General features: G+C 65.1%; 20 protein-coding genes. All 20 read left to right on the forward strand.

All coding sequences use genetic code 11. The features are described 5' to 3' along the window. Positions 1–8: 8 nt before the first annotated feature. The 20 genes from B5E65_RS06185 to B5E65_RS06280 all read left to right on the forward strand — a co-directional run bounded on the left by B5E65_RS06185 (position 9) and on the right by B5E65_RS06280 (position 22,369). Positions 9–794 (forward strand): TrmH family RNA methyltransferase, encoded by a 786-nt coding sequence (locus B5E65_RS06185; RefSeq protein ID WP_087170896.1) that lies wholly within the window; start codon positions 9–11, stop codon positions 792–794. Beyond that, positions 794–1,876 carry a DNA-processing protein DprA gene (gene dprA / locus B5E65_RS06190; protein WP_087170897.1) on the forward strand — a complete coding sequence of 361 codons (1,083 nt, stop codon included), beginning with the start codon at positions 794–796 and terminating at the stop codon, positions 1,874–1,876. The genes B5E65_RS06185 and dprA overlap by 1 nt, the downstream gene beginning before the upstream one ends. A 21-nt stretch (positions 1,877–1,897) precedes the next feature. Next, on the forward strand, positions 1,898–3,994 hold the full coding sequence (topA, locus tag B5E65_RS06195; protein ID WP_087170898.1) for a type I DNA topoisomerase: 2,097 nt from the start codon (positions 1,898–1,900) through the stop codon (positions 3,992–3,994). Beyond that, the gene (gene trmFO / locus B5E65_RS06200) at positions 3,987–5,309 is read left to right on the forward strand and encodes a methylenetetrahydrofolate--tRNA-(uracil(54)-C(5))-methyltransferase (FADH(2)-oxidizing) TrmFO (protein ID WP_087170899.1); all 1,323 of its coding nucleotides are present in this window, start codon (positions 3,987–3,989) and stop codon (positions 5,307–5,309) included. Before topA ends, trmFO begins: the two co-directional genes overlap by 8 nt. A 48-nt stretch (positions 5,310–5,357) precedes the next feature. After that, the gene (gene plsX, locus B5E65_RS06205) at positions 5,358–6,371 is read left to right on the forward strand and encodes a phosphate acyltransferase PlsX (RefSeq protein ID WP_087170900.1); all 1,014 of its coding nucleotides are present in this window, start codon (positions 5,358–5,360) and stop codon (positions 6,369–6,371) included. Continuing rightward, positions 6,368–7,036 carry a ribonuclease III gene (gene rnc, locus B5E65_RS06210; protein WP_087170901.1) on the forward strand — a complete coding sequence of 223 codons (669 nt, stop codon included), beginning with the start codon at positions 6,368–6,370 and terminating at the stop codon, positions 7,034–7,036. Before plsX ends, rnc begins: the two co-directional genes overlap by 4 nt. A 25-nt stretch (positions 7,037–7,061) precedes the next feature. Next, complete coding sequence (gene smc, locus B5E65_RS06215; RefSeq protein ID WP_087170902.1) at positions 7,062–10,619, forward strand: chromosome segregation protein SMC; 3,558 nt, start codon at positions 7,062–7,064, stop codon at positions 10,617–10,619. A 22-nt stretch (positions 10,620–10,641) separates the two neighbouring features. Continuing rightward, complete coding sequence (ftsY, locus tag B5E65_RS06220; protein ID WP_087170903.1) at positions 10,642–11,562, forward strand: signal recognition particle-docking protein FtsY; 921 nt, start codon at positions 10,642–10,644, stop codon at positions 11,560–11,562. Positions 11,563–11,647: 85 nt separating this feature from the next. Then, the gene (rdgB, locus tag B5E65_RS06225; RefSeq protein WP_087170904.1) at positions 11,648–12,292 is read left to right on the forward strand and encodes an RdgB/HAM1 family non-canonical purine NTP pyrophosphatase; all 645 of its coding nucleotides are present in this window, start codon (positions 11,648–11,650) and stop codon (positions 12,290–12,292) included. A gap of 59 nt (positions 12,293–12,351) precedes the next feature. Continuing rightward, positions 12,352–12,648, forward strand: a complete 297-nt coding sequence (locus B5E65_RS06230; protein WP_087170905.1) for a YhbY family RNA-binding protein — start codon at positions 12,352–12,354, stop codon at positions 12,646–12,648. A gap of 15 nt (positions 12,649–12,663) precedes the next feature. Next, on the forward strand, positions 12,664–13,830 hold the full coding sequence (gene yqeK, locus B5E65_RS06235; RefSeq protein WP_087170906.1) for a bis(5'-nucleosyl)-tetraphosphatase (symmetrical) YqeK: 1,167 nt from the start codon (positions 12,664–12,666) through the stop codon (positions 13,828–13,830). 2 nt (positions 13,831–13,832) lie between these two features. Then, on the forward strand, positions 13,833–15,113 hold the full coding sequence (locus tag B5E65_RS06240; RefSeq protein WP_087170907.1) for an LCP family protein: 1,281 nt from the start codon (positions 13,833–13,835) through the stop codon (positions 15,111–15,113). A gap of 32 nt (positions 15,114–15,145) precedes the next feature. Then, complete coding sequence (gene rsfS, locus B5E65_RS06245; protein WP_087170908.1) at positions 15,146–15,523, forward strand: ribosome silencing factor; 378 nt, start codon at positions 15,146–15,148, stop codon at positions 15,521–15,523. A gap of 56 nt (positions 15,524–15,579) precedes the next feature. After that, positions 15,580–17,988, forward strand: coding sequence for a leucine--tRNA ligase (gene leuS, locus B5E65_RS06250; RefSeq protein WP_087170909.1), 2,409 nt, complete (start codon positions 15,580–15,582; stop codon positions 17,986–17,988). Positions 17,989–18,134: 146 nt separating this feature from the next. After that, the gene (gene rpsU, locus B5E65_RS06255) at positions 18,135–18,311 is read left to right on the forward strand and encodes a 30S ribosomal protein S21 (RefSeq protein ID WP_087170910.1); all 177 of its coding nucleotides are present in this window, start codon (positions 18,135–18,137) and stop codon (positions 18,309–18,311) included. 134 nt (positions 18,312–18,445) lie between these two features. After that, positions 18,446–18,949 (forward strand): YqeG family HAD IIIA-type phosphatase, encoded by a 504-nt coding sequence (locus B5E65_RS06260; RefSeq protein ID WP_087170911.1) that lies wholly within the window; start codon positions 18,446–18,448, stop codon positions 18,947–18,949. After that, complete coding sequence (locus B5E65_RS06265) at positions 18,946–19,809, forward strand: TIM barrel protein (RefSeq protein ID WP_242957493.1); 864 nt, start codon at positions 18,946–18,948, stop codon at positions 19,807–19,809. The genes B5E65_RS06260 and B5E65_RS06265 overlap by 4 nt, the downstream gene beginning before the upstream one ends. A gap of 86 nt (positions 19,810–19,895) precedes the next feature. Then, positions 19,896–20,141, forward strand: coding sequence for an IreB family regulatory phosphoprotein (locus B5E65_RS06270; protein ID WP_087170912.1), 246 nt, complete (start codon positions 19,896–19,898; stop codon positions 20,139–20,141). Positions 20,142–20,288: 147 nt separating this feature from the next. After that, positions 20,289–21,395: a glycosyltransferase family 1 protein gene (locus B5E65_RS06275; protein ID WP_158098529.1), complete on the forward strand. Its 1,107-nt coding sequence runs from the start codon at positions 20,289–20,291 to the stop codon at positions 21,393–21,395. After that, a complete protein-coding gene (locus B5E65_RS06280; RefSeq protein ID WP_158098530.1) occupies positions 21,392–22,369 on the forward strand; it encodes a glycosyltransferase family 2 protein in 978 nt (325 codons plus the stop codon). Before B5E65_RS06275 ends, B5E65_RS06280 begins: the two co-directional genes overlap by 4 nt. The last annotated feature ends 7 nt before the right edge of the window (positions 22,370–22,376 follow it).

Raw genomic sequence — 22,376 nt, forward strand, 5'->3', positions numbered from 1 at the left:
CTGATGCTATGCAGCAGCCGGACATCACCAGCCGGGACAATGCCCGGATCAAATATGCCTGTAAACTGGCACAGAGCGCAGCCTTCCGCCAATCGGAGCAATCCTTTCTGGCGGAGGGCTCAAAGCTCTGCCTGGAACTTGCCAAAACCTGCCCTTTAAAGGTATTATATACTACGGCCCGTGCGCTGGAACACACCCCCGCTCTGGCCGGACTGGACGGGGAACGCTACACCATCGCCGACCATGTGGCCGAAAAGCTGGCCGGTGTGCCCTCCAGCCAGGGGGTGTTCGGGGTGTTTGGCTTTCCGCCGCCGCCCGCCGGATTCCCGGCGCCGGGCGGGCGTTATCTGGCGCTGGAAAACGTGCAGGACCCGGGCAATGTGGGGGCGCTGGTGCGCAGCGCCGCCGCCTTCGGGTACGACGCTGTCATTCTGGGCGGCGCCTGCGCCGACCCCTTTTCTCCCAAAACCCTGCGGGCCTCCATGGGGGCCTGCGGCCGTCTGCCGCTGGTGCGGGTGCCCTGCCTGCCGGATATGCTGCATGAGCTGAAAGCCGCGGGCATTGCTTGCCTGGCAGCGGCCCTCTACAACAGCCGCCCGCTGGATGAGGTCGACCCGGCCCAGCCCGGCGGGGTCTGCCTGGTTATCGGCAGCGAGGGCCAGGGCCTGACCGACGCCGCCATTGCCGCCTGCGACGCGGCAGTACGCATCCCCATCAGCCCGCTGGTAGAAAGCCTGAACGCGGGGGTGGCCGGCAGCGTGCTGCTGTGGCACTTCCGCAAAGGGGGCGCCTGATGGACCCGGAACGCTGCTGGCTCTGGCTGGCCCGGGTGCTGGGCCCCGCCGCCGAAAACGCCGGTGATCTGCTGGCTGTGTACGGCGATGCCGAGACGATCCTGAACGCTCGCTTTGCCGAGGACTTCTCCGCTTTTCTCACCCCGCCCCAGCTGGACCGGCTGCAAAGCCTGGACCCGGCGGACTGCGACCGGGAACTGGCCGCCTGCCACCGTTTGGGGGTGCAGCTGCTGTATCCCGGGCATCCGGATTATCCCGCGGCCTTTCTGGCCATTCCGGACCTGCCGGTGCTGCTTTATGCCACCGGCGAGCCGGGCCTGCTGACCGACCGCATCCTGGTGGGGATGGTGGGCAGCCGCCGTCCCAGCCCCTATGGGGTGGAGGCCGCCGCCCGCCTGGGCGGCGAGATGGCCCGGGGCGGTGCGGTGCTGGTGAGCGGTCTGGCCGACGGGCTGGACAGCCAGGCCCATGCTGCCGCCCTGGACGCGGGCGAACTTACGGTGGGGGTGCTGGGCTGCGCCATCGACAAGACCTACCCCGCCGCCAACCGGGTTCTGCGCGGCCGCATCGAGCGGCAGGGGGCGGTATTCAGCGAATACGGCCCCGGCGCCCAGACCTTTGCCGCCAGCTTTCTGCAGCGCAACCGGCTGATCGCCGCGTTGAGCGACGCGCTGGTGGTGGTGGAAGCCCGCCACAAAAGCGGCACCATGAGCACCGTGCGCCATGCTGAGCGGTATGGCCGGCCAGTGTACGCGGTGCCCGGCAGCATCTTCAGCAGCCTCAGCGAGGGCACCAACGCCCTGCTGGCCGAAAACCGGGCCCGGGCGGTCTGCCGGGGCGCGGATGTGCTGGAACCGCTGGGCCTGACCGCCCCTGCCGCGGCAAAATCCCGCCGCGCACCGCTCCCCGCCGGGGACGCGGGCCGGGTGCTGGCCCTGCTGGGCCCCACCCCCAAGGGATTTGAACAACTCAAACAGGAAAGCACGCTGAGCGCGGGCGCCCTTCTGGCCGCCCTCACCCAGCTGGAACTGGCCGGGCGTATCGACGCGCTGGCCGGCCGCCGCTACCAGCGGCGTGGATAAATCAACAACAAGGAGACGACTATGGCAAAGCTTGTCATTGTGGAGTCGCCCGCCAAGGCCAAGACCATCGGCAAATACCTGGGCGACGGCTATGAAGTGACCGCCAGCATGGGCCACATCCGGGACCTGCCCGCCAGCCAGATGGGCATTGATGTGGAACATGACTACACACCCCAGTATATCAGCATCAAGGGCAAGGAAAAACTCATCAAGGAACTGAAAGCCGCCGCCAAAAAGGCGGACGAAGTGTTCCTGGCCACCGACCCGGACCGGGAGGGGGAAGCCATCAGCTGGCATCTGGCCAACATTCTGGGCCTGCCGCTGGACGCCCCCGACCGGGTCACCTTCGGGGAAATCACCAAGAAAGGCGTGCAGGAGGGCATGGCCCATCCCCGGGTCATCGACACCAACCTGTTCAACGCCCAGCAGGCCCGCCGGGTGCTGGACCGTCTGGTGGGCTATAAGCTGAGCCCCTTCCTCTGGCGCAAGGTGCGCCGGGGGCTTTCCGCCGGCCGTGTGCAGAGCGTGGCTGTGCGGCTGATCGTGGACCGGGAAAAGGAGATCGAAGCCTTCCAGCCCGAGGAATACTGGAACCTGGACGCGCTGCTTTCGCCCCCGGGCAGCAGCCGCAAGTTCACCGCCCGGCTCACCTCCACCGCCGCCGGCAAAAAGCTGACGGTCAAGAACGGCGAGCAGGCCGAGGCCATCCGCACGTCGCTGGAGGGCCAGGACTACACCGTCACCAGCCTGGAAAAAGGCACCCGCAAAAAGGTGCCCGCGCCCCCGTTCATCACCAGTACCCTGCAGCAGGAGGCCAGCCGCCGGCTGGGCTTCACCGCCGCCCGCACCATGCGCGCCGCCCAGACCCTGTACGAAGGCGTGGAGGTGGCCGGGCATGGCATGATGGGTCTGATCACCTATATGCGTACCGACAGCCTGCGTGTGTCGGACGAAGCGGTGGCCGGGGCCAAGGCCTATATCGGCGAGCGCTGGGGCCAGGACTACGTCTGCGCCTACAAGCGCACCTATAAAACCAAAAGCGCCACCGCCGCCCAGGACGCCCACGAGGCGATCCGGCCCAGTGTGCCCAGCCTGACACCCGACGAGGTGGACAAGAGCATCACCGGCGACACCGCCAAGCTCTACCGCCTGATCTGGAGCCGGTTTATCGCCAGCCAGATGAGCGACTGCCTGCAGGACACCGTCAGCGTGGGCATCACCGCCGGGGACTATCTGTTCCGGGCCAGCGGCTATGTGGTTACTTTCGATGGCTTCACCGCCCTCTACGAGGAGGCCACCGACGAAAAGGAAAAGAAGGAAACCGCCCTGCCCCCGCTGGAAAAGGACCAGGTGCTGAAGCTGCGGGAACTCAAGAGCGAGCAGAAATTCACCCAGCCCCCGGCCCGGTACACCGAGGCCAGCCTGATCCGGGCGCTGGAGGAAAACGGCATCGGCCGCCCCTCCACCTACGCCCCCACCATCAGCACCGTCATCGACCGGGGCTATGTGGAACGGGATCAGAAAAAGCTCAAACCCACCCTGCTGGGCCGCACCATCAACGAGCTGATGATGGAGCAGTTCCCTGACATCGTGGACGTGGGCTTCTCCGCCGAGATGGAACGCAACCTGGATAAGGTGGAAAGCGGCCAGGCCGACTGGCGCAAGACGGTGGACGTGTTCTACAAGGGCTTCGAGCAGTCGCTGGAGCAGGCCGAGAAGAACATGGAGGGCAAAAAGGTCAAGGTGCCCGACGAGGAAAGCGACGAGATCTGCGAAAAGTGCGGCCGCCGCATGGTCATCAAGACCGGCCGGTACGGCAAGTTCCTGGCCTGCCCGGGCTTCCCGGAATGCCAGAACACCAAGCGCCTTGTCAAGGATACCGGCGGCCGCTGCCCCAAGTGCGGCGGGCGGATGCTGCAGCGCCGCAGCGCCAAGGGCCGTGTCTACTACGGCTGCGAGGGCTATCCCCAGTGCGATTTCATGACTTGGGACGAGCCGGTGCCCGATACCTGTGAAAAGTGCGGCGCCACCCTGTTCAAGAAAGGCGGCAAGCTCTACTGCGCCAAGGAGGGCTGCGGCTTTGAAAAGCAGGTGCGCAAGGGGGAAAACCATGAGTAAGGTCCGTGTACTGGGCGCCGGGCTGGCGGGCTGCGAAGCGGCCCTCTGGCTGGCCGCCCGGGGCGTGGAGGTGGAACTGTGGGAGCAGAAGCCCCTGCATTTTTCCCCCGCCCATAAAAGTGAGGGCTTCGCGGAGCTGGTCTGCTCCAACAGCCTGAAAGCCGAGCGGCTGGATTCCGCCTCCGGCCTGCTCAAGGCCGAGATGCGGCTGCTGGGCAGTCACATCTTGCCCGCCGCCGAACAGGCCCGGGTGGCCGCCGGCGGCGCGCTGGCGGTGGATCGGGACCAGTTCAGCGCTCTGGTCACCCAGGCGGTGACCGAATGCCCGGGCATCACCCTGCGCCGGGAAGTGGCCGATACCCTGGAACCCGACCCGGCTCTGCCCACCCTGGTGGCCACCGGCCCCCTCACCAAGGACCCGCTGGCCGGGCAGATCACCCGCCTTACCGGTGGGGAGAGCCTGTCCTTCTACGACGCGGCGGCCCCCATCGTCACCGCCGAAAGCCTGGACAGGAACCGCATCTTCGCGGCCAGCCGGTACGACCGGGGGGACGCGGATTACCTGAACTGCCCCTTTAATAAGGAGGAGTACGAGGCGTTCCACGCGGCGCTGGTCAGCGCAGAGCGGGCCCCTCTGCACGGCTTCGACGGGCCGGTCACGGTCTATGAGGGCTGTATGCCCATCGAGGTCATGGCCTCCCGCGGGGCGGATACCATGCGGTTCGGGCCCCTGCGCCCGGTGGGCCTGCGGGACCCGGCCACCGGCCACCGGCCCTGGGCCAACGTCCAGCTGCGCCGGGAGAACGCCGAAGGTACCCTGTTCAACATCGTGGGTTTCCAGACCAATTTGAAATTCGGCGAGCAGAAGCGGGTGTTCCGGATGATTCCGGGCCTTGAAAACGCCGAGTTTGCCCGCTACGGGGTCATGCACCGGAATACCTTCCTGAACAGCCCCCAGGTGCTGGGCGCGGATCTGCAGCTGAAACAGCATCCGGGCATCTGGTTTGCCGGGCAGATCACCGGCTTTGAGGGCTATATGGAAAGCGCCGCCTGCGGCCTGCTGGCCGCCCGGCATATCTGGGCCGCCCTGAACGGGCAGACCCTGCCGGCCCTGCCCGCCGATACCATGTGCGGGGCCCTGACCGGATACATCACCGCCCCCAACGCCAACTTCCAGCCCATGGGGGCCAATATGGGTCTGCTGCCCCCGCTGGCCGAGCCGGTGCGGGACAAGCGGCTGCGGTACGCCGCCCTGGCCGACCGGGCCGTGGCCTCCATGAAAGCCTGGCTGAACGAGGCCGGCGGCGAGGGCTGACCAGACAGGAGAAGCAACATGAAAGTTTATATAAAGGGGAGGAGCAAGGTGAAGATCATCGTAGACGCCATGGGCGGCGACAACGCCCCCGCGGAAATCCTCAAGGGCATCTGTGCCGCCCGGCGCTTCGGCGTGCAGCTGGTGGCGGTGGGCCGGGTGGATGAGATCCAGGCCTGCGCCAAGGCGGAAAACCTGGACCTGACCGGCATCGAGCTGGTGAACGCCACCGAGGTTATCGAAATGTGCGACGAGCCCGCCCGGGCCATCCGCCGCAAAAAGGATTCCAGCCTGGTGGTGGGCCTGCGGATGCTGGCCGAGGGCCAGGGCGACGCCTTTGTGTCCGCCGGCTCCACCGGCGCGCTGCACGTGGGCAGCAGCCTGATCGTGCGCACCATCAAAGGGGTCAAGCGCCCGGCCCTGGCCAGCGTCATCCCCGGCGCCAAAAAGCCCTACCTGCTCATGGACTGCGGCGCCAACGTGGAATGCCGCCCCGCCATGCTGGAAGCCTTCGGCGTGATGGGCAGCGTGTATATGAACAAGGTCATGGGGGTGGCAAGCCCCGCCGTGGCGCTGGTGAACAACGGCGCCGAGGAAACCAAGGGCACCCCTTTGTATAAAGAGGCCCACCAGCGGCTCAAAGCCAACACCGCCATCCGGTTTGTGGGCAACATCGAGCCCCGGGACATCCCCTCCGGCGATGCGGACGTGGTGGTCTGCGACGGGTTCACCGGCAACGTGATCCTGAAACTCACCGAAGGGCTGGCCCGCAGCCTGCTGGGCATGGTCAAACAGGTCATGATGGCCAACCTGCTCACCAAGCTGGGCGCCGCCACCATGCTGGGCGGCATGAAGCAGCTGAAAAAGAAGATGGACAGCGAGGAAGTGGGCGGCGCGCCGCTGCTGGGCACCGCCCGGCCGGTCATCAAGGCCCACGGCAGCAGCAAGGCCCGCGGCATCGAGAACGCCATCCGCCAGGCGGTGATCTGCGTGGAAAACGATATGGTGGGCACCATGGCCGCCGCCCTGGCCCAGACTGCCCCCGCAGATGAGGAAGAAGAATAATGCATCCTTTGGAAAAAACCATCGGTTATACCTTTAAGGACCCCACCCTGCTGGAGACTGCCCTCACCCACACCAGCTACGCCAACGAGAGCCGCACCCCGGTGCACCACAACGAGCGGCTGGAGTTTCTGGGGGACAGCGTGCTCTCCATCGTGGTGGCGGATCATCTGTTCCACCAGTGGAAGGACCGGCCGGAAGGGGAACTTACCCGCGCCCGGGCCAGCCTGGTGTGTGAGAGCGCTTTGTTCAACTTTGCCCAGGAGATCGAGCTGGGCCGGTACCTGCGTCTGGGCAAGGGCGAGGAACGCTGCGGCGGCCGCACCCGGCCCAGCGTGGTGTCCGACGCCTTTGAGGCGCTGATCGCCGCTTTGTATCTGGACGGCGGCATCGAGGTGGCCCGCGCCTTTATCCTGCCCTTCATCACCGAGGGCAAGACCGCCGAGGCCGACTACAAGACCCAGCTGCAGGAGGTCATCCAGCAGAACCCCGAGGAGCGTCTGCGCTACGAGGTGGAACAGGAGACCGGCCCCGACCATGACAAGCGGTTTGTGGTGGCGGTGTATCTGAACTCCAACTGCATCGGCCGGGGGTCCGGCCACAGCAAAAAGGCGGCCGAGCAGCACGCCGCCCGGGAGGCGCTGGCCCTGATGGGCCTGACCTCCTGATCCCGTTTAGGTTAGGAGCGCGCGAATGGTATTACAGGAACTGGAGATCCAGGGCTTCAAAAGTTTCCCGGATCGCACCAAGATCAAGATCGGGCCGGGCATCACCGCCGTGGTGGGGCCCAACGGTTCCGGCAAAAGCAATATATCCGACGCCATCCGCTGGGTGCTGGGCGAAACCAGCTCCAAGCAGCTGCGCGGTGCGGGCAAGATGGAGGACGTGATCTTTGGCGGCACCCAGACCCGGGGCGCTATGGGCTACGCCATGGTCAACCTGACCATGGACAACCTGGACCGCCGCATCGACGTGGACGCGGATCAGGTGACCATCGGCCGCCGGTACTACCGCAGCGGCGAAAGCGAGTACACCATCAACGGCCAGAACGTGCGGCTCAAGGATATCTACGAGCTGTTTCTGGACACCGGCGTGGGCCGGGACGGCTACTCCATCATCAGCCAGGGCCGCATCGCCGAGATCGTGGGCGCCAAAAGCAACGAGCGCCGGGAGATCTTTGAGGAGGCCTCCGGCATTGCCCGCTACCGGTACCGGAAAAACGAGGCCGAGCGCCGTCTGGCCGGGGCCGAGGACAACCTGGTCCGTCTGCGGGATATTCTGGCCGAACTGGAATCCCGGGTGGGCCCCCTGGAAAAGGAGAGCCAGAAGGCGCAGCAGTTCCTGGAACTGAGCGCCCGCCGCAAGGAGCGGGAGATCACCCTCTGGGTGGACAACATCCGCCGCAGCCGGGAAACGGTGCGGGAACAGCAGCGCCGGTTCGAGACCGCCCAGGCGGACTACGACCGGCTCACCGCCGAGCTGGAGTCCATCGACGCCGAAACCGAGGAGATCCGCCGCCGGGTGCAGCAGTACACGGTGGAGATCGAGCGGCGCAACGCGGACATCCGGGCCATCACCGAGGAGATGGCCGGCAGCGACAGCCGCATCGCCGTGCTGAACAACGACATCGCCCATAACGAAACCACCATCGCCTCCCTGCGCGGGGAGATCGAGCAGGGGCAGGCGGGCAAGGAGGCCATCGCGGCCCAGATCGCCGAGAAGCAGGCCGCCTGTGAGGAGGCCGCCGCCCGGTGCGCCCAGCTGGACGAGGCCATTGCCCGCCTGGAGGAGCGTCTGTGCCAGATCCAGGAGGGCAGCCAGGCCACCGGCGAGCGCCGGGGTCAGCTGACCGCCCAGCTGGCGGAACTGACCGACCGGCAGACCGGCCTGCGGGTGCAGGCGGCGTCCGCCGCCGGCGCCGGGGAACAGGCCCGGGAGCGGCAGACCGCCGCCGCCGCGGAACTGGAAACCGCCCGCGCCCAGCGGGAGGCTTTGCGCACCGAGCAGGCCGATACCGAAGCCTATCTGGCCCAGGTGTGCGAGACGGTCACAAGGCTGGAGAACATCAAGGGCGGCCTGCAGCTGAAGCTGGACAGCCGCCGTCGTCAGCTGGAACAGGCCGACGCGGCCGAACAGTCCCTGCAGCGGCAGGCCGAGGCCGCCCAGCAGCGGCTGCAGGTGCTGCGGGATCTGGAACGGAACATGGACGGTTTCCAGCAGAGCGTCAAAACCGTCATGCGCGCCGCCCGGGAACGGCGGCTGCGGGGGATCATCGGCCCGGTGGGCACGGTGCTCACGGTGGAACCGGGGTATGAGATGGCCATCGAGACCGCCCTGGGCTTTGCCATGCAGAACATCGTGGTGGAAGGGGAAACCTCCGCCAAAGCGGCCATCGCCTTTTTGCGGGATACCAAATCCGGCCGCGCCACCTTCCTGCCGCTGGATACGGTGCAGGGCAGCCGGTTCTCCGGCCCGCTGCCCGCCGGGGCCCGGGTGGCCGCCGACCTGGTGCAGGCCGACGCCCGCTACGCCGCCGTGGTGGATAACCTGCTGGGCCGCATCATCGTGGTGGAAGACATCAACGAGGCCAGCCGCGTGGCCCGGGAACTGCGCTACCGCAACCGGGTGGTCACGGTGGACGGCCAGGTGGTCAACGCGGGCGGTTCCTTCACCGGCGGCAGCGTGTCCCGCACCGCGGGCGTGTTCAGCCGCAAGCAGGAGATCGACGAACTGAAAGCCAAGCTGGAAGCACTGGATAAAAAGCAGGAGCAGGCCCGGGAATCCACCGACAAGTGGAAAGCCGAGGTGGACGCCCTCACCGCCGAGCTCACCGCCACCGGCAGCGAAGCCATCACCGCCGGCGGGGACAAGATCCGCGCCGAGATGGAGTGCGAGCGGCTGAAAAACGCCCTGGCCCAGGCCGACGAGACCCTGGCCGGGCTGGAGGCCGAGAACGAGCAGCTGGCCGGGCGCATCGAGTCTGCCCGTGCCCAGGCCCGGGCCGCCGCCGAAGAGGATGCCCGGCTGGGGGAGGAAATCGCCCATCTGGAAGCCCAGCTGGCCGACCTGGCCGGCAGCGACGACGAGTTCCTGGCCACCCGGGCCCGCCTGTCCGACGAGCTGAGCGAGAAGCGTCTGGCCCGTCTGGGCGCGGAAAAGGACGGGGACATGCACCGGGCCGCTATCGAGAACCTGGAAAGCCGTACCGGCGAGAACGCCGCCCGCGCCCGGGAACTGGCACGCAGCATCGGCGCGCTGGAGCAGCTCAACGAGAAGAACCGGGCGGACGTGGCCGCCATCCAGGCGGAAAAGGCCGCTGCCAACGAGCGGATCAACCAGGTGGAACAGGCCATCCGCGCCGCCACCGAGGCCCGCATGATCCAGGAGGGCCTCACCACCAGGCAGTCCCAGCAGTCCCGCAATGTGACCGACCAGCGGGAAAAGATGAGCCAAGAGATGGCCCGCCTGACCGAGCGCAAAGCCGCCGCCGAAACCGATTACGACCAGACGGTGGCCAAGCTCTGGGAGGAATACCAGCTGACCCCCCACGACGCGGAGGGCCAGTGCGTGCCCTTTGAAAGCGCCGCCGACCTGCGCCGGGAGGTGCAGGAGCTGCGGGGCAAGATCCGGGCGCTGGGCAACGTGAACGTGGGCGCCATTGAAGAATACGCCGAGGTCAGCGAGCGGTTTGAGTTTCTGCGCAGCCAGGTGCGGGATGTGGAAAAGAGCAAGGCCGAGCTGACCCGCCTGATCGCCGAGCTGGCCGGGGAGATGAAAGAGATCTTCACCGCCAACTTCAAGCAGATCAACATCAACTTTGCCCGCATCTTTGCCGAACTGTTCGGCGGCGGCACCGCCCGGCTGACCCTGTCGGACGAGGAGAACGTGCTGGAAAGCGGCATCGACATCCAGGTCTCCCCGCCGGGCAAGGTCATCAAGAACCTGGCGGCCCTTTCCGGCGGCGAGCAGTCGCTGGTGGCCATCTGCATCTACTTCGCCATCCTGGCGGTCAACCCCTCGCCCTTCTGCATCCTGGACGAGATCGAGGCCGCGCTGGACGACGTGAACGTGGCCCGGTACGCCCAGTACCTGCGCCGCATTTCGGACCGCACCCAGTTCATCGTCATCACCCACCGCCGCGGCACCATGGAAGCCGCCGACGTGCTCTACGGTGTGACCATGCAGGAGGACGGCGTGTCCAAGCTGCTGCGTCTGGACCTGGACGAGGTGGATGCCACCCTGGTATCCTGATCTATGTAAGGAGGTGCCCATCATGGGCCTGTTTGGCAACAAGAAAAAACTGGACGACGGCCTGAAAAAGACCCGCACGGGCTTTTTCGGCGCGATCCGCAACAAACTGATCGGCAGCCAGATCACCGATGATCTGTACGATGAGCTGGAGGAACAGCTGATTTTGGCCGACGTGGGGGCCGACACCGCTTTCCAGCTGGTGGAACAGCTGCGCCGCACGGTGGAAAGCCGCCACATCCGCACCGGCGAAGAAGCGCTGGAAACCCTGAAAGACCTGGTGGCCGAGCATCTGGCCGCCGACCGTCCGCTGGATCTGTCCGGTCATCCGGCCGTGGTGCTGGTGATCGGGGTCAACGGGGTGGGCAAGACCACCAGCATCGCCAAGCTGGCCGCCCTGTACAAGGGCCAGGGCCGCAAGGTCATGCTGGCCGCGGGCGATACCTTCCGCGCCGCCGCCACCGAACAGCTGGAGGTCTGGGCCGGCCGGGCCGGTGTGCCCATCGTCAAGGCGGGCGAGGGGGCCGACCCCGCCGCCGTGATCTTCGACGCGGTCAAGTCCGCCGAGGCCCGGGGCTATGACCTGGTCATCTGCGATACCGCCGGCCGCCTGCATAACAAAAAGAACCTGATGGACGAGCTTTCCAAGATCAGCCGTTCGGTGAAAAAGGCCAGCGAGACCGCCAGCGTGGAGACCTTCCTGGTACTGGACGCCATCACCGGCCAGAACGCCATCAACCAGGCCAGCCAGTTCATCGACGCCGCCGGGGCCACCGGTATCATCCTCACCAAGCTGGACGGCACCGCCAAGGGCGGCAGCGTCATCGCCGTCAAGGACAAGCTGGGCCTGCCGGTCCGGTTCGTGGGGGTGGGCGAGGGCATCGACGACCTGATGGAGTTCGATCCCCGCGCCTTTGCGGACGGTCTGCTGGGCGGGGAGAAGTAAACCCGCCGGCAAATTTTCAAAATGTTCACAAAACGGCCGCAACGATAGCGCCGGCCGATTCGTACTTAAGAAAGGAGCCCTCCCCATGCTGATCTGCGCCGCCACCGGCAACGCCGGCAAACTCAAGGAACTGCGCCGCATTCTGGAGGCCCAGGGCCATCAGGTCAAAAGCCAGAAGGAGCTGGGCATCACCTGCGAGCCGGAAGAGACCGGCACCACCTTTGCGGAGAATGCCCGCATCAAGGCCCAAACCATCAGCGCCCTGGCGGGTCTGCCCACCGTGGCCGATGACTCCGGCCTGGAGGTGGACGCGCTGGGCGGCGCGCCCGGCGTCTACAGCGCCCGGTACTGCGGCCGCCACGGGGACGACGAGGCCAACAACGACAAGCTGCTGGCCGAACTGGCCGATGTGCCGGAAGGGCAGCGCACCGCCCGCTTTGTGTCGGCGGTCTGCCTGTGGATGCCCGACGGGCGGGACCTGGTGGTCACCGGCGACTGCCCGGGCCGGGTGATCTTCGAGCGCCGGGGTACCAACGGCTTCGGCTACGACCCGCTCTTTGTGCCCGACGGGGTGGGCCTGCCGGACGGCACCACCCGCCCCAACAGCGAGGGGCTTACCTACGCCGAGCTGGCCGATGAGCAGAAGGACGCCATCAGCCACCGGGGCCACGCCCTGGCCCGGCTGCAGCAGGCGCTGCCGGAATTTCTGGCCGGCTGCGAATCCGTATAATCCGAATCCAGGCCCAGCGCCCCGCCGTGGGCGCGTGAGTTGACAAGGAGAAGAAATTCATGCTTACCAGCAAACAGCGGGCGGCCCTGCGCGGCGCCGCCAACACCCTGGACCCGGTCTTTCAGGTGGGCAAGGGGGAGATCGACGAAACCCTGATCAAGTCCACCGCCGACTGTCTGGCCGCCCGGGAACTGATCAAGATGAAGGTGCTGGACAACAGCCTGTACAGCGCCCGCGAGGCCGCCAACGTTCTGGCCGAAGCCACCGGCGCCGAAGTGGTGCAGGTGATCGGCTCCAAGTTTGTGCTGTTCCTGCAGAAGGATAAGGACAGCAAATTCACCGATATCCTGAAGTAAAAGGCGGCGTTTGTTATGCGAGTTCTGCTGTTCGGGGGCACCTTTGATCCGCCCCACAACGGCCATATCCATCTGCTGCAGCAGGCCATCCGGGCCGTCGCGCCCGACTGGGTGGTGGTGATGCCCGCCTGCCTGCCGCCCCACAAAAGTCCCAGCACCACCGCGCCGGATCTGCGCCTTGCCATGTGCCGCTGCTTTGAGCCCATCTTCCCTGATCTGGAGGTCAGCAGCTGGGAGATCGAGCAGGGCGGCGCCAGCTACACCATCGACACGGTGGCCATGCTGGAAAACCGGTTCCCCGGCGCGCAGATCTTCCTCACGGTGGGCAGCGACATGCTGCTATCCTTTACCGGGTGGAAGGACTGGCAGCAGCTGCTGGCCCGCACCATTCTGGTGGTACAGAGCCGCCGGGAAGGGGACGAGGAACAGCTGGCTGCCGCCGCGGCCGGGCTGGAACAGAAGGGCGGCCGGGTGGTATTTGCCGGCGGTACCCCGCTGGAAGTGTCCAGCAGCGAGATCCGCAGCGGCCGCGGCCGCAAGAACATCCCGCCCCAGGCCCGGGAGATCATCCGCCGGTATGATCTGTACCGGCCCCATCCCACCATCTCCATCGAGGGGGCCCGCCGCCTGGCCAAGCGTACCCTGAGCGACAAGCGGTATACCCATACCCTCAACGTGAAAAAGCTGGCGGTCAAGCTGGCAAAGCAGTACGGGGCCGACCCGGACAAGGCGGCCCTGGCCGCTCTGCTGCACGATATCGCAAAAGAACGCCCCAAGGCGGAATTATTGCAGATATTGCAGGATAATGCTATAATAGCAAAAGGTGCCGCCCAGCGGCCGGTGCCCGTGTGGCACGGGATCTGCGCGGCGCTTCTGGCACAGCACCGGTGGGGCGTGCAGGACGAGGAGGTCCTGAGCGCCATCGCCAACCACACTGCCGGAAAACCGGGCATGACCCGGCTGGACAAGATCATCTACCTGGCCGATATGTGCAGCGCCGAGCGCAGTTACCCTGAGGTAGACTGGCTGCGCGCCCTGCTGGCCCAGGATCTGGACCGGGCTATGGCGGTAAGCCTGGGGCAGAATATCCTGTGGATGCGCCAGCAGAACAAGCCCATCGACCCGGTGAGCCTGGCGGCCTATGACGAATTGCGGCGACCCTATCATCTGGAGGCTTTCTGAACATGAGCAATAACCAACAGCCCCGCCGGCTGAATACCGGCGGCGCCCGCGGCACCGGCAGCGGTTCCGGTTCTCCGGCCCGCCGCACCGTGCACACCTCGTCCGCCCGTACCGTTTACACCGCGTCTGCCCGGGGCAGTTCCCAGGGTACCCACCGGGCGCCTGCCCACAGCGCACCCGCGCACAGCGCCCCGCGCCGCGGCCAGAACAAAAAGAAAAAGCACGGCTGCGGCTTTTATATCTTCGTCACCCTGCTGGTGATCCTGGTTCTGCTGGTCGGCGCCGGTGCGGGCGTGTACCACTGGGTTATGAGCAATATCGCCCCCGAAAACCCGTCCCAGTCCATTTCCGAAGAGATCCGCACCGCTGAGGAATACCGGGGCGACGTGGTCAACGTGCTGGTCTGCGGTATCGACTACGAAGAGGGCCGAACCTATTCCAACGACGCAAGCTCCAACGACGGCATGACCGATATGATCCTTTATGTCAACTTTGACGTAAAGAATAAGAAGGTCAACATGCTGCAGATTCCCCGGGATACCTTCGTGGGCGAGATCGCCGGTACCACCGGCAAGATCAACGCGGTGGCCCTGCGCAACGACGGCATTCCCAGCCTGGCTCAGCTGATCAGCGACCAGCTCAAGCTGCCGGTGGACTACTACGCCACCATCGACATGCAGTCCCTGAAAGAGATCGTGGACCTGTTCGGTGGCATTGAGGTCTATGTGCCCCATGACATTTCCTTCAAGGGCAGTACCATCAAGGAGGGTGTGCGCACCCTGGACGGCGACGCGGCTGAGTTCTTTGTCCGCTGCCGCTACGGCGAGGGCTACGCCAACAGCGATATTGACCGTCTGAACATGCAGCGCAACTTCTATGCGGCGCTGTTCCGCCGGCTCCGTACCCTGACCGCGGGCGATCTGATCAAGATGGTTCCGGTGGCGGTCAAGTATCTGACCACCGATATGCCTGCCGGTACCATCGCCAGCGTGGGCCTGTCCCTGCTGCAGGTGGATTCCGCCGACATGATGATCTGCCAGATGCCGGTGTACAACGGTCAGCCCTACAACAAACAATCGGTGGTGGTGGCCGACCCGGTAGGCACCGCCGATCTGCTCAACACCTACTTCCGCACCTACGGCGAACAGGTCCCCGCCGAACAGCTTGAACTGGCTGAGTGGGGCACCACCTCCAGCACCCCCACCGATCCCAACGTGCAGTATATGGGCCAGCTGGATGCCGACGCCGAAGCCGAAAAAGAAGCCAACGGTGTGGATAACTGACCACATCCCCCACCCATAAAGGAGGCAAATCTATGGAAAGCAAAGAACTGGCCATTGCCGCCGCCAAGGTGCTGGACAAGAAAAAAGCTGCCAGCGTCAAGGCGCTGCATGTGCGTGATCTGACCGTGCTGGCGGATTACTTTGTGATCGCCAGCGGTACCTCGTCCACCCACGTGAAGAGCCTGGCCGAAGAACTGGAGTTCCAGCTGGAGCAGCAGGGCGTCAAGCCCCTGCGCACCGAGGGCATGGACGCCCGCAACTGGATCGTGCTGGACTACGGCGAGGTCATCGTGCATGTGTTCTATCCGGAAGCCCGCAGCTTCTACGATCTGGAGCACCTGTGGGCCGACGGCGAGGAACTGGACCTGGCCCCTTATCTGGTCGAGGAAGAGCCCAAGACCGAGGAATAAAAACACGCCGCGCCCCCGGGCGCGTTCGGGAAAGTTTATACGGGAGTTGATCGCTTGTGAAATACGATTACAAAGCCATTGAGAAAAAGTGGCAGAAGGTGTGGCAGGACGAAAAGACCTTCCATGTGGAGATCGACCATACCAAGCCCAAGTTCTACGCCCTGGTGGAGTTCCCCTATCCCAGCGGACAGGGCCTGCATGTGGGCCATCCCCGCAGCTACACCGCGCTGGACATCGTGGCCCGCAAAAAGCGGCTGTGCGGCTACAATGTGCTGTACCCCATGGGCTGGGACGCTTTCGGCCTGCCCACCGAGAACTACGCCATGAAGAACCACATCCATCCGGAGATCGTCACCCGGAACAATGTGGCCCGCTTCAAGAGCCAGCTGCAGAGCCTGGGCCTGTCCTTTGACTGGGACCGGGAGATCAACACCACCGACCCTTCCTACTACAAGTGGACCCAGTGGATCTTCCTGCAGCTGTACAAGCACGGCCTGGCCTACAAGAAGGAAATGAACGTGAACTGGTGCCCCGGCTGCAAGGTGGTGCTGGCCAACGAGGAGGTCGTGGACGGCAAGTGCGAGCGCTGCGGCACCGAAACCACCCATAAGGTCAAGAGCCAGTGGATGCTGCGCATCACCGCCTACGCCGACCGCCTGATCGACGATCTGGACGGCCTGGACTTCATCCCCCGCGTGGTCACCCAGCAGAAGAACTGGATCGGCCGCAGCCACGGCGCCGAGGTCACCTTCGGCACCACCGCCGGCGATGATCTGGTGGTCTACACCACCCGCCCGGACACCCTGTTCGGCGCCACCTACATGGTGCTGAGCCCGGAGCATCCCATCCTGAAATCCTGGGAGAATCGCCTGACCAACCTGGACGCCATCCATGCCTACCAGGCCGAGGCCGCCCGCAAGAGCGACTTTGAGCGCACCGAGCTGGCCAAGGACAAGACCGGCGTGCGCCTGGAGGGTGTGGAGGCCATCAACCCGGTCAACGGCAAGGTCATCCCCATCTTTATCTCCGACTACGTGCTGGCCAGCTACGGCACCGGCGCCATCATGGCGGTGCCCGCCCACGATACCCGCGACTACGACTTTGCCAAGGCCTTCAACCTGCCCATCATCGAGGTGGTGGCCGGCGGCGACGTCACCAAGGAAGCCTTTACCGACTGTGCCACCGGCAAGATGGTCAACAGCGGTTTCCTCACCGGCATGACGGTGGAAGAGGCCAAGAAGGCCATCACCGACTGGCTGGAAAAAGAGGGCAAGGGCCACGCCAAGGTCAACTTCAAGCTGCGCGACTGGGTGTTCAGCCGTCAGCGCTACTGGGGCGAGCCCATCCCCATGGTCTGGTGCGAGAAGTGCGGCTGGCAGCCCCTGCCCGAGAGCGAGCTGCCCCTGCGCCTGCCCGAGATCACCGACTTTGAGCCCGGCGAGGGCGGCGAGAGCCCCCTGGCCCGCCATACCGAGTGGGTCAACACCACCTGCCCCTGCTGCGGCGGCCCCGCCAAGCGGGAGACCGATACCATGCCCCAGTGGGCCGGTTCCAGCTGGTACTTCCTGCGGTATATGGATCCCCACAACGAGGAGGCCATCGCCAGCAAGGAAGCCCTGGAATACTGGAGCCCGGTGGACTGGTACAACGGCGGCATGGAGCACACCACCCTGCACCTGCTGTACAGCCGGTTCTGGCATAAGTTCCTGTACGACATCGGCGTGGTGCCCACCAAGGAACCCTACAATAAGCGCACCAGCCACGGCATGATCCTGGGCGAGAACGGCGAGAAGATGTCCAAGAGCCGCGGCAACGTGGTCAACCCGGACGAGATCATCGACGAGTACGGCGCCGACACCATGCGTCTGTACGAGATGTTCATCGGCGACTTTGAGAAGAGCGCCCCCTGGAACACCAGCAGCATCAAGGGCTGCAAGCGCTTCCTGGAGCGTATCTGGGCCCTGGGCGAAAAGGTGCTGCCCGGCGAGGGCATCCGGCCCGAGCTGGAAGGCGCGTTCCACCGCACCATCAAGAAGGTGGGCGAGGACATCGACGTGCTGAAGGCCAACACCGCCATTGCCGCCATGATGAGCCTGCTGAACGATCTGAACGACGCGGGCGGCGCTACCCGTGAGGAACTGCGCATCCTGCTGATCCTGCTGAACCCGTTTGCTCCCCACATCACCGAGGAGATGTGGCAGCAGCAGAACTACGGCGGGCAGGTGTCCGGCGCTCAGTGGCCGGAGTATGACCCCGCCAAGTGCGTGGAGAGCACCGTGGAGATCGTGGTGCAGGTGAACGGCAAGGTGCGCGCCCGTCTGAGCGTGGCCGCCGATATCGCCGCCCCCGAGGCCATTGCCCTGGCCAAGGCCCAGCCCGCTGTGGCCGCCGCCCTGGAAGGCAAGACCCTGGTCAAGGAGATCTACGTGCCCGGCAAGCTGGTGAACCTGGCAGTCAAGGGCTGATCGGGGCAGTTTGTGAACAGCCTGTGAACAGCTTTTGAAGATAACAAAATACCTGTTGACTTGACTTCGGTTGCATTGTATAATTAGAACGTTGATTACTCTGTAATCGCTAAACTCCGGTCCTCAGGCCCAAGGGAGGGAACAAGATGTCGGAAATTCGCGTGAAGGAAGGCGAGTCGCTGGAGAGCGCCCTGCGCCGTTTCAAGCGCTCCACTGCCCGCAGTGGTGTGCTCGCCGAGGTTCGTAAGCGTGAAGCTTATGAGAAGCCCTCTGTGCGCCGCAAGAAAAAGTCCGAAGCTGCCCGCAAGCGGAAATATAAGTAAGCTGCGGAACTGTGAAGACGAAAGCGTCCCGGTCACCGGGCGCTTGAGGCAGAGCCCGATGGGCTCTGCCTTTTTCATTACCATCCCGCCGCCGTGCGCGGCGCAGACATATATTGAAAAGGAGGGCGGTTCCCATGCTGCTGACCCCTGACTATCTCTTTTCCGGCGCGGCGGCCGTAACGCCGGAATTTTTGCGTGAACACGGTATCCGGGCGCTGGCACTGGATGTGGACAACACCCTCACCGCCCACAACTCCCAGACCCTGCCCGCCCCTGTGGCCGCCTGGCTGGAACAGATGAAGGCGGCCGGCATCAAACTGATGATCGTTTCCAACAACACCCGCAAGCGGGTCTCGCCCTTTGCGGCTTCGCTGGGGCTGCCCTTTGTGTCCCTGGCCTGCAAGCCGCTGCCCTGGGGCATCCGCAAGGCCGCCCGGCAGCTTGGCGTTTCCCGCCGGGAATTTGCCCTGGTGGGGGATCAGCTGTTCACCGACCGGCTGGGCGGTGCGCTGGCCGGGGTTCCGGTGCTGGTGGTGCGGCCCATGGCGCCGGAGATCAAATGGGGCATCAAGGTGCGCCGCCACCTGGAAAAGCCCTTTATCCGCCGTTACTATAAAAAGGGAGGAAAACTGCTGTGAGCGATACCATCCGTTTCGGCCCCGCCGGTACCAGCGAAAGCTTCAAGGCCATGGGCTATAAGAACAGCAAGGATATCCCCGCCCATACCGCCCGGTTCGGGCTGCATGCCTTTGAGTACCAGTGCGGCCGGGGCGTACGCCTGTCCGACGAGACCGCCGCCGCCATCCGGGCCAATGCCGAGGGACTGGATATCCGGTTCAGCGTCCACGCCCCCTACTACATCAGCATGAGCAGCCTGGAAGAGGACAAGCGCCTGGCCAGTGTGGACTACATCCTGCAAAGCTGCCGGGCAGTGCGCGCCTTGGGCGGCAGCCGGGTGATCTTCCACGCAGGCAGCTGCGGCAAGCAGAGCCGGGAAGAAGCCCTGCGCAAAGCCCTGGACACCATGGCCCGGGCCCAGGCTGCCGTGGACGAGGCGGGCTACGGGGATATCACCCTCTGCCCCGAGACCATGGGCAAGATCAATCAGCTGGGTGATCTGGAAGAGGTGCTGGCCCTGTGCAGCGTGGACAAGCGCATCACCCCCTGCATCGACTTCGGCCACCTGAACGCCCGCACCCTGGGCGGGGTGGGCGGCAAGGAACAGTTCGCCGCTATCCTGGACCGGATGGCCGAGGCGCTGGGGGATGACCGGGCCCGGTGCTTCCATTCCCATTTCAGCAAGATCGAGTATACCGCCGGGGGCGAAAAACGCCACCTGACTTTCGCGGATACCGTCTTCGGCCCGCCCTATGAGCCTCTGCTGGATCTGTGCGCCGCCCGGGGGCTGACCCCCACCTTTATCTGTGAGTCCGCCGGTACCCAGGCCGAGGATGCCCGCGCCATGCAGGATTATTTCACCGGTCTGGTTCGTGGCTGAATTGTCACGAAATACGCCTTGAATTTTCCCCGGGGCTGGGGTATACTGTTACCATAGTTTATTTTAGCAAAGAGGGGGTATGCTCCATGTCCGAACCCACCGCCATTTTCTCTATCCGGGACGAGCGGGATCAGGAGATCCGCGCCATCATGCAGGAAGTGTACGACGCGCTGAAAGAAAAGGGGTATAATCCCATCAATCAGATCGTGGGCTACATCCTTTCCGAGGACCCCACCTACATCACCACCTACAAGAACGCCCGCTCCATCATCCGCAAAGTGGACCGGGACGATCTTCTCCAGGCGCTGGTGCGCAACTTCATCACCCTGTAACGAACCCGCAAGGGCGGGCGGCACAGCTTTGTGCCGCCCGCCCTTTTTGTTGCAAACTGCCTGGTTTTCGCCTATAATATACACTATATAGGTATGCCCTGGCATACCGCAGAAACCGGGCGTTTTGCCCGGCGGGGAGGTGCGCCGATGGCTCCGGTCCGGGTGCTGCAGGTGGTGCCCGCCATGAACGCGGGCGGCATGGAAAACTTTATCATGAACGTGTACCGCGCCATCGACCGGCAGCGGGTGCAGTTTGATTTTCTCTACCATTTTGATATGCCCTGCTTTTTTGATGAGGAGATCACCGCGCTGGGCGGGCAGATCACCAAGCTGACCGTCCGGCAGGATCTCAACCTGCCCCGGTACCTGCATCAGCTGAACCAATTCTTTGCCGATCACCCGGAGTACAAGGTGGTGCACGGCCATTACAGCGGTTTCGGCATGTTCTATAACCATGTGGCCCGCCGTCACGGGGTGCCGGTGCGGGCCGGGCACAGCCACAACACTTCCAGCGAGCGCAGTCTGATCGGCCTGCTGGACGCCTCCATGTCCTGGTTCTTCAACTTCGACCTCACCGACCGGTTCGCCTGCGGGCAGGATGCCGGTAAAGCCCTGTTCCGGGGCAAGCCCTTTGTTTTCCTGCCCAACGGGGTGGACGCGGCGGCCTTTGCCTTCAGCCCGGCCCGGCGGGAAACCATGCGGGCCAGCTTCGGCTTTTTGCCGGAGCACCGGGTGCTGGGCCATGTGGGCCGTTTCAACCAGCAGAAAAACCACGGGTATCTGCTGGATATCTTTGCCGCATGGGCTGCCCGCTGCCCCGAAGCCCGGCTGCTTCTGGTGGGCACCGGCCCGCTGGAAGAAGAGGTGCGCCGCAAGGCCGAAACTCTGGGCCTGACCGACAAGGTGGTCTTTGCGGGTCTGCGGCGGGATACCGCCGCCTGCTACGACGCCATGGACGCTTTCTTGTTGCCCAGCCTGTTTGAGGGGCTGCCGGTCACCATGGTGGAGGCCCAGGCCGCGGGCCTGCCCTGCTATGTGTCCGACGTGGTGGACCGCAGCGCCGCCATCGCCGACGGGGTACAGTTTTTGCCGCTGAACAACGCGCCCGCCTGGGCGGAGGTCCTGGCGGCCCCGCTGCCCGGCCGCAACCCCCGTGCGTTGGAACAGGTGCGCGCCGCCCACTACGATATTGTGGATACCGCCCGGTATCTGCAGCGATTCTATCTGCATGCCTACGGGGAGGATATGCCGTGAACAAGACCCTGATCTCCCTGATAATCCCGGTGTACAACGCCGGGCCCTGGCTGGCCCCCTGCCTGGCCAGCGTTACCGCCCAGACCCACCCGGCCTGGGAGTGTATCCTGGTGGACGACGGCTCCACCGACCAAAGCCCGGCCGCCTGTGATGAGGCCGCGGCTGCTGATTCCCGGTTCCGGGTGATCCACCAGGCCAACGCCGGTCCCGCCGCCGCCCGGCAGACCGGGCTGGAAGCCGCCCGGGGCGAGTGGCTCTGCTTTGTGGACGGGGACGACTGGCTCCCGCCGGAGTATCTGACCCGTCTGCTGGCCCTGGCCCGGGAACGGGAGGCCACCGTGGCTGCCTGCGCCATGTGCCGCTTTACCGGCGAACGCCCCACCCCCGCGCCGGACGCGCCCGCCGTGACCCTTACCGGCGACGGCATCCGCGCTGCCCTGCTGCAGCAGGCGCAGGGGATGAACTGGGGCCTGTGCAGCAAGCTGTACCACAGAAGCCTGTTTGAAGGTTTTCGCTTTCCCACCCAGGTGCGCCACAACGAGGATCTACTGGCCAACTGGCAGCTGCTGGCCCGCTGTGAGCGGGCGGCGGCCACCCAGTGGCCCGGCTACGGCTACCGGCAGGTGGACACCTCCGCCAGCCACCGGCTGCCCGGCCCCGCTCAGCTGGCGGATCATCTGGCCGTGGCCGACGCGATTTTAGCCGACGCCGCCGGCACCGGGCTGGAATCCGCCGCCTGGGCCTTCCACTACGAAAAACTGCTGTTTATCGACAGCATGGTGCTGCGCCAGCCCGCTTCTCCGGATTTTGCGCCGCTGCACAGCGATGTGCGCCGGCGTCTGCGGGTGGGGCTGGGCCGGGCGCTGACCTGCCGCGGCCTGGCCGCCTGGCTCAAGGCGGCGGGGCTGCTTACCCTTTGTGCCCGGCCGCTGTACCGGGCCCTCTGCCGCCGCTGCCTGCCCGGCGGGGTATAAACCGGCC

The sequence above is a fragment of the Gemmiger sp. An120 genome (assembly GCF_002160955.1).
Lineage (GTDB): Bacteria > Bacillota > Clostridia > Oscillospirales > Ruminococcaceae > Gemmiger_A > Gemmiger_A avium.

Excerpts from the sequence above, each read along its gene's own strand:
- B5E65_RS06185 (WP_087170896.1), top strand. The coding sequence starts at position 9 with ATGCAGCAGCCGGACATCACCAGCCGGGACAATGCCCGGATCAAATAT.
- dprA (WP_087170897.1), top strand. The coding sequence starts at position 794 with ATGGACCCGGAACGCTGCTGGCTCTGGCTGGCCCGGGTGCTGGGCCCC.
- topA (WP_087170898.1), top strand. The coding sequence starts at position 1,898 with ATGGCAAAGCTTGTCATTGTGGAGTCGCCCGCCAAGGCCAAGACCATC.
- trmFO (WP_087170899.1), top strand. The coding sequence starts at position 3,987 with ATGAGTAAGGTCCGTGTACTGGGCGCCGGGCTGGCGGGCTGCGAAGCG.
- smc (WP_087170902.1), top strand. The coding sequence starts at position 7,062 with ATGGTATTACAGGAACTGGAGATCCAGGGCTTCAAAAGTTTCCCGGAT.
- ftsY (WP_087170903.1), top strand. The coding sequence starts at position 10,642 with ATGGGCCTGTTTGGCAACAAGAAAAAACTGGACGACGGCCTGAAAAAG.
- rdgB (WP_087170904.1), top strand. The coding sequence starts at position 11,648 with ATGCTGATCTGCGCCGCCACCGGCAACGCCGGCAAACTCAAGGAACTG.
- B5E65_RS06230 (WP_087170905.1), top strand. The coding sequence starts at position 12,352 with ATGCTTACCAGCAAACAGCGGGCGGCCCTGCGCGGCGCCGCCAACACC.
- yqeK (WP_087170906.1), top strand. The coding sequence starts at position 12,664 with ATGCGAGTTCTGCTGTTCGGGGGCACCTTTGATCCGCCCCACAACGGC.
- B5E65_RS06240 (WP_087170907.1), top strand. The coding sequence starts at position 13,833 with ATGAGCAATAACCAACAGCCCCGCCGGCTGAATACCGGCGGCGCCCGC.
- rsfS (WP_087170908.1), top strand. The coding sequence starts at position 15,146 with ATGGAAAGCAAAGAACTGGCCATTGCCGCCGCCAAGGTGCTGGACAAG.
- rpsU (WP_087170910.1), top strand. The coding sequence starts at position 18,135 with ATGTCGGAAATTCGCGTGAAGGAAGGCGAGTCGCTGGAGAGCGCCCTG.
- B5E65_RS06260 (WP_087170911.1), top strand. The coding sequence starts at position 18,446 with ATGCTGCTGACCCCTGACTATCTCTTTTCCGGCGCGGCGGCCGTAACG.
- B5E65_RS06270 (WP_087170912.1), top strand. The coding sequence starts at position 19,896 with ATGTCCGAACCCACCGCCATTTTCTCTATCCGGGACGAGCGGGATCAG.
- B5E65_RS06275 (WP_158098529.1), top strand. The coding sequence starts at position 20,289 with ATGGCTCCGGTCCGGGTGCTGCAGGTGGTGCCCGCCATGAACGCGGGC.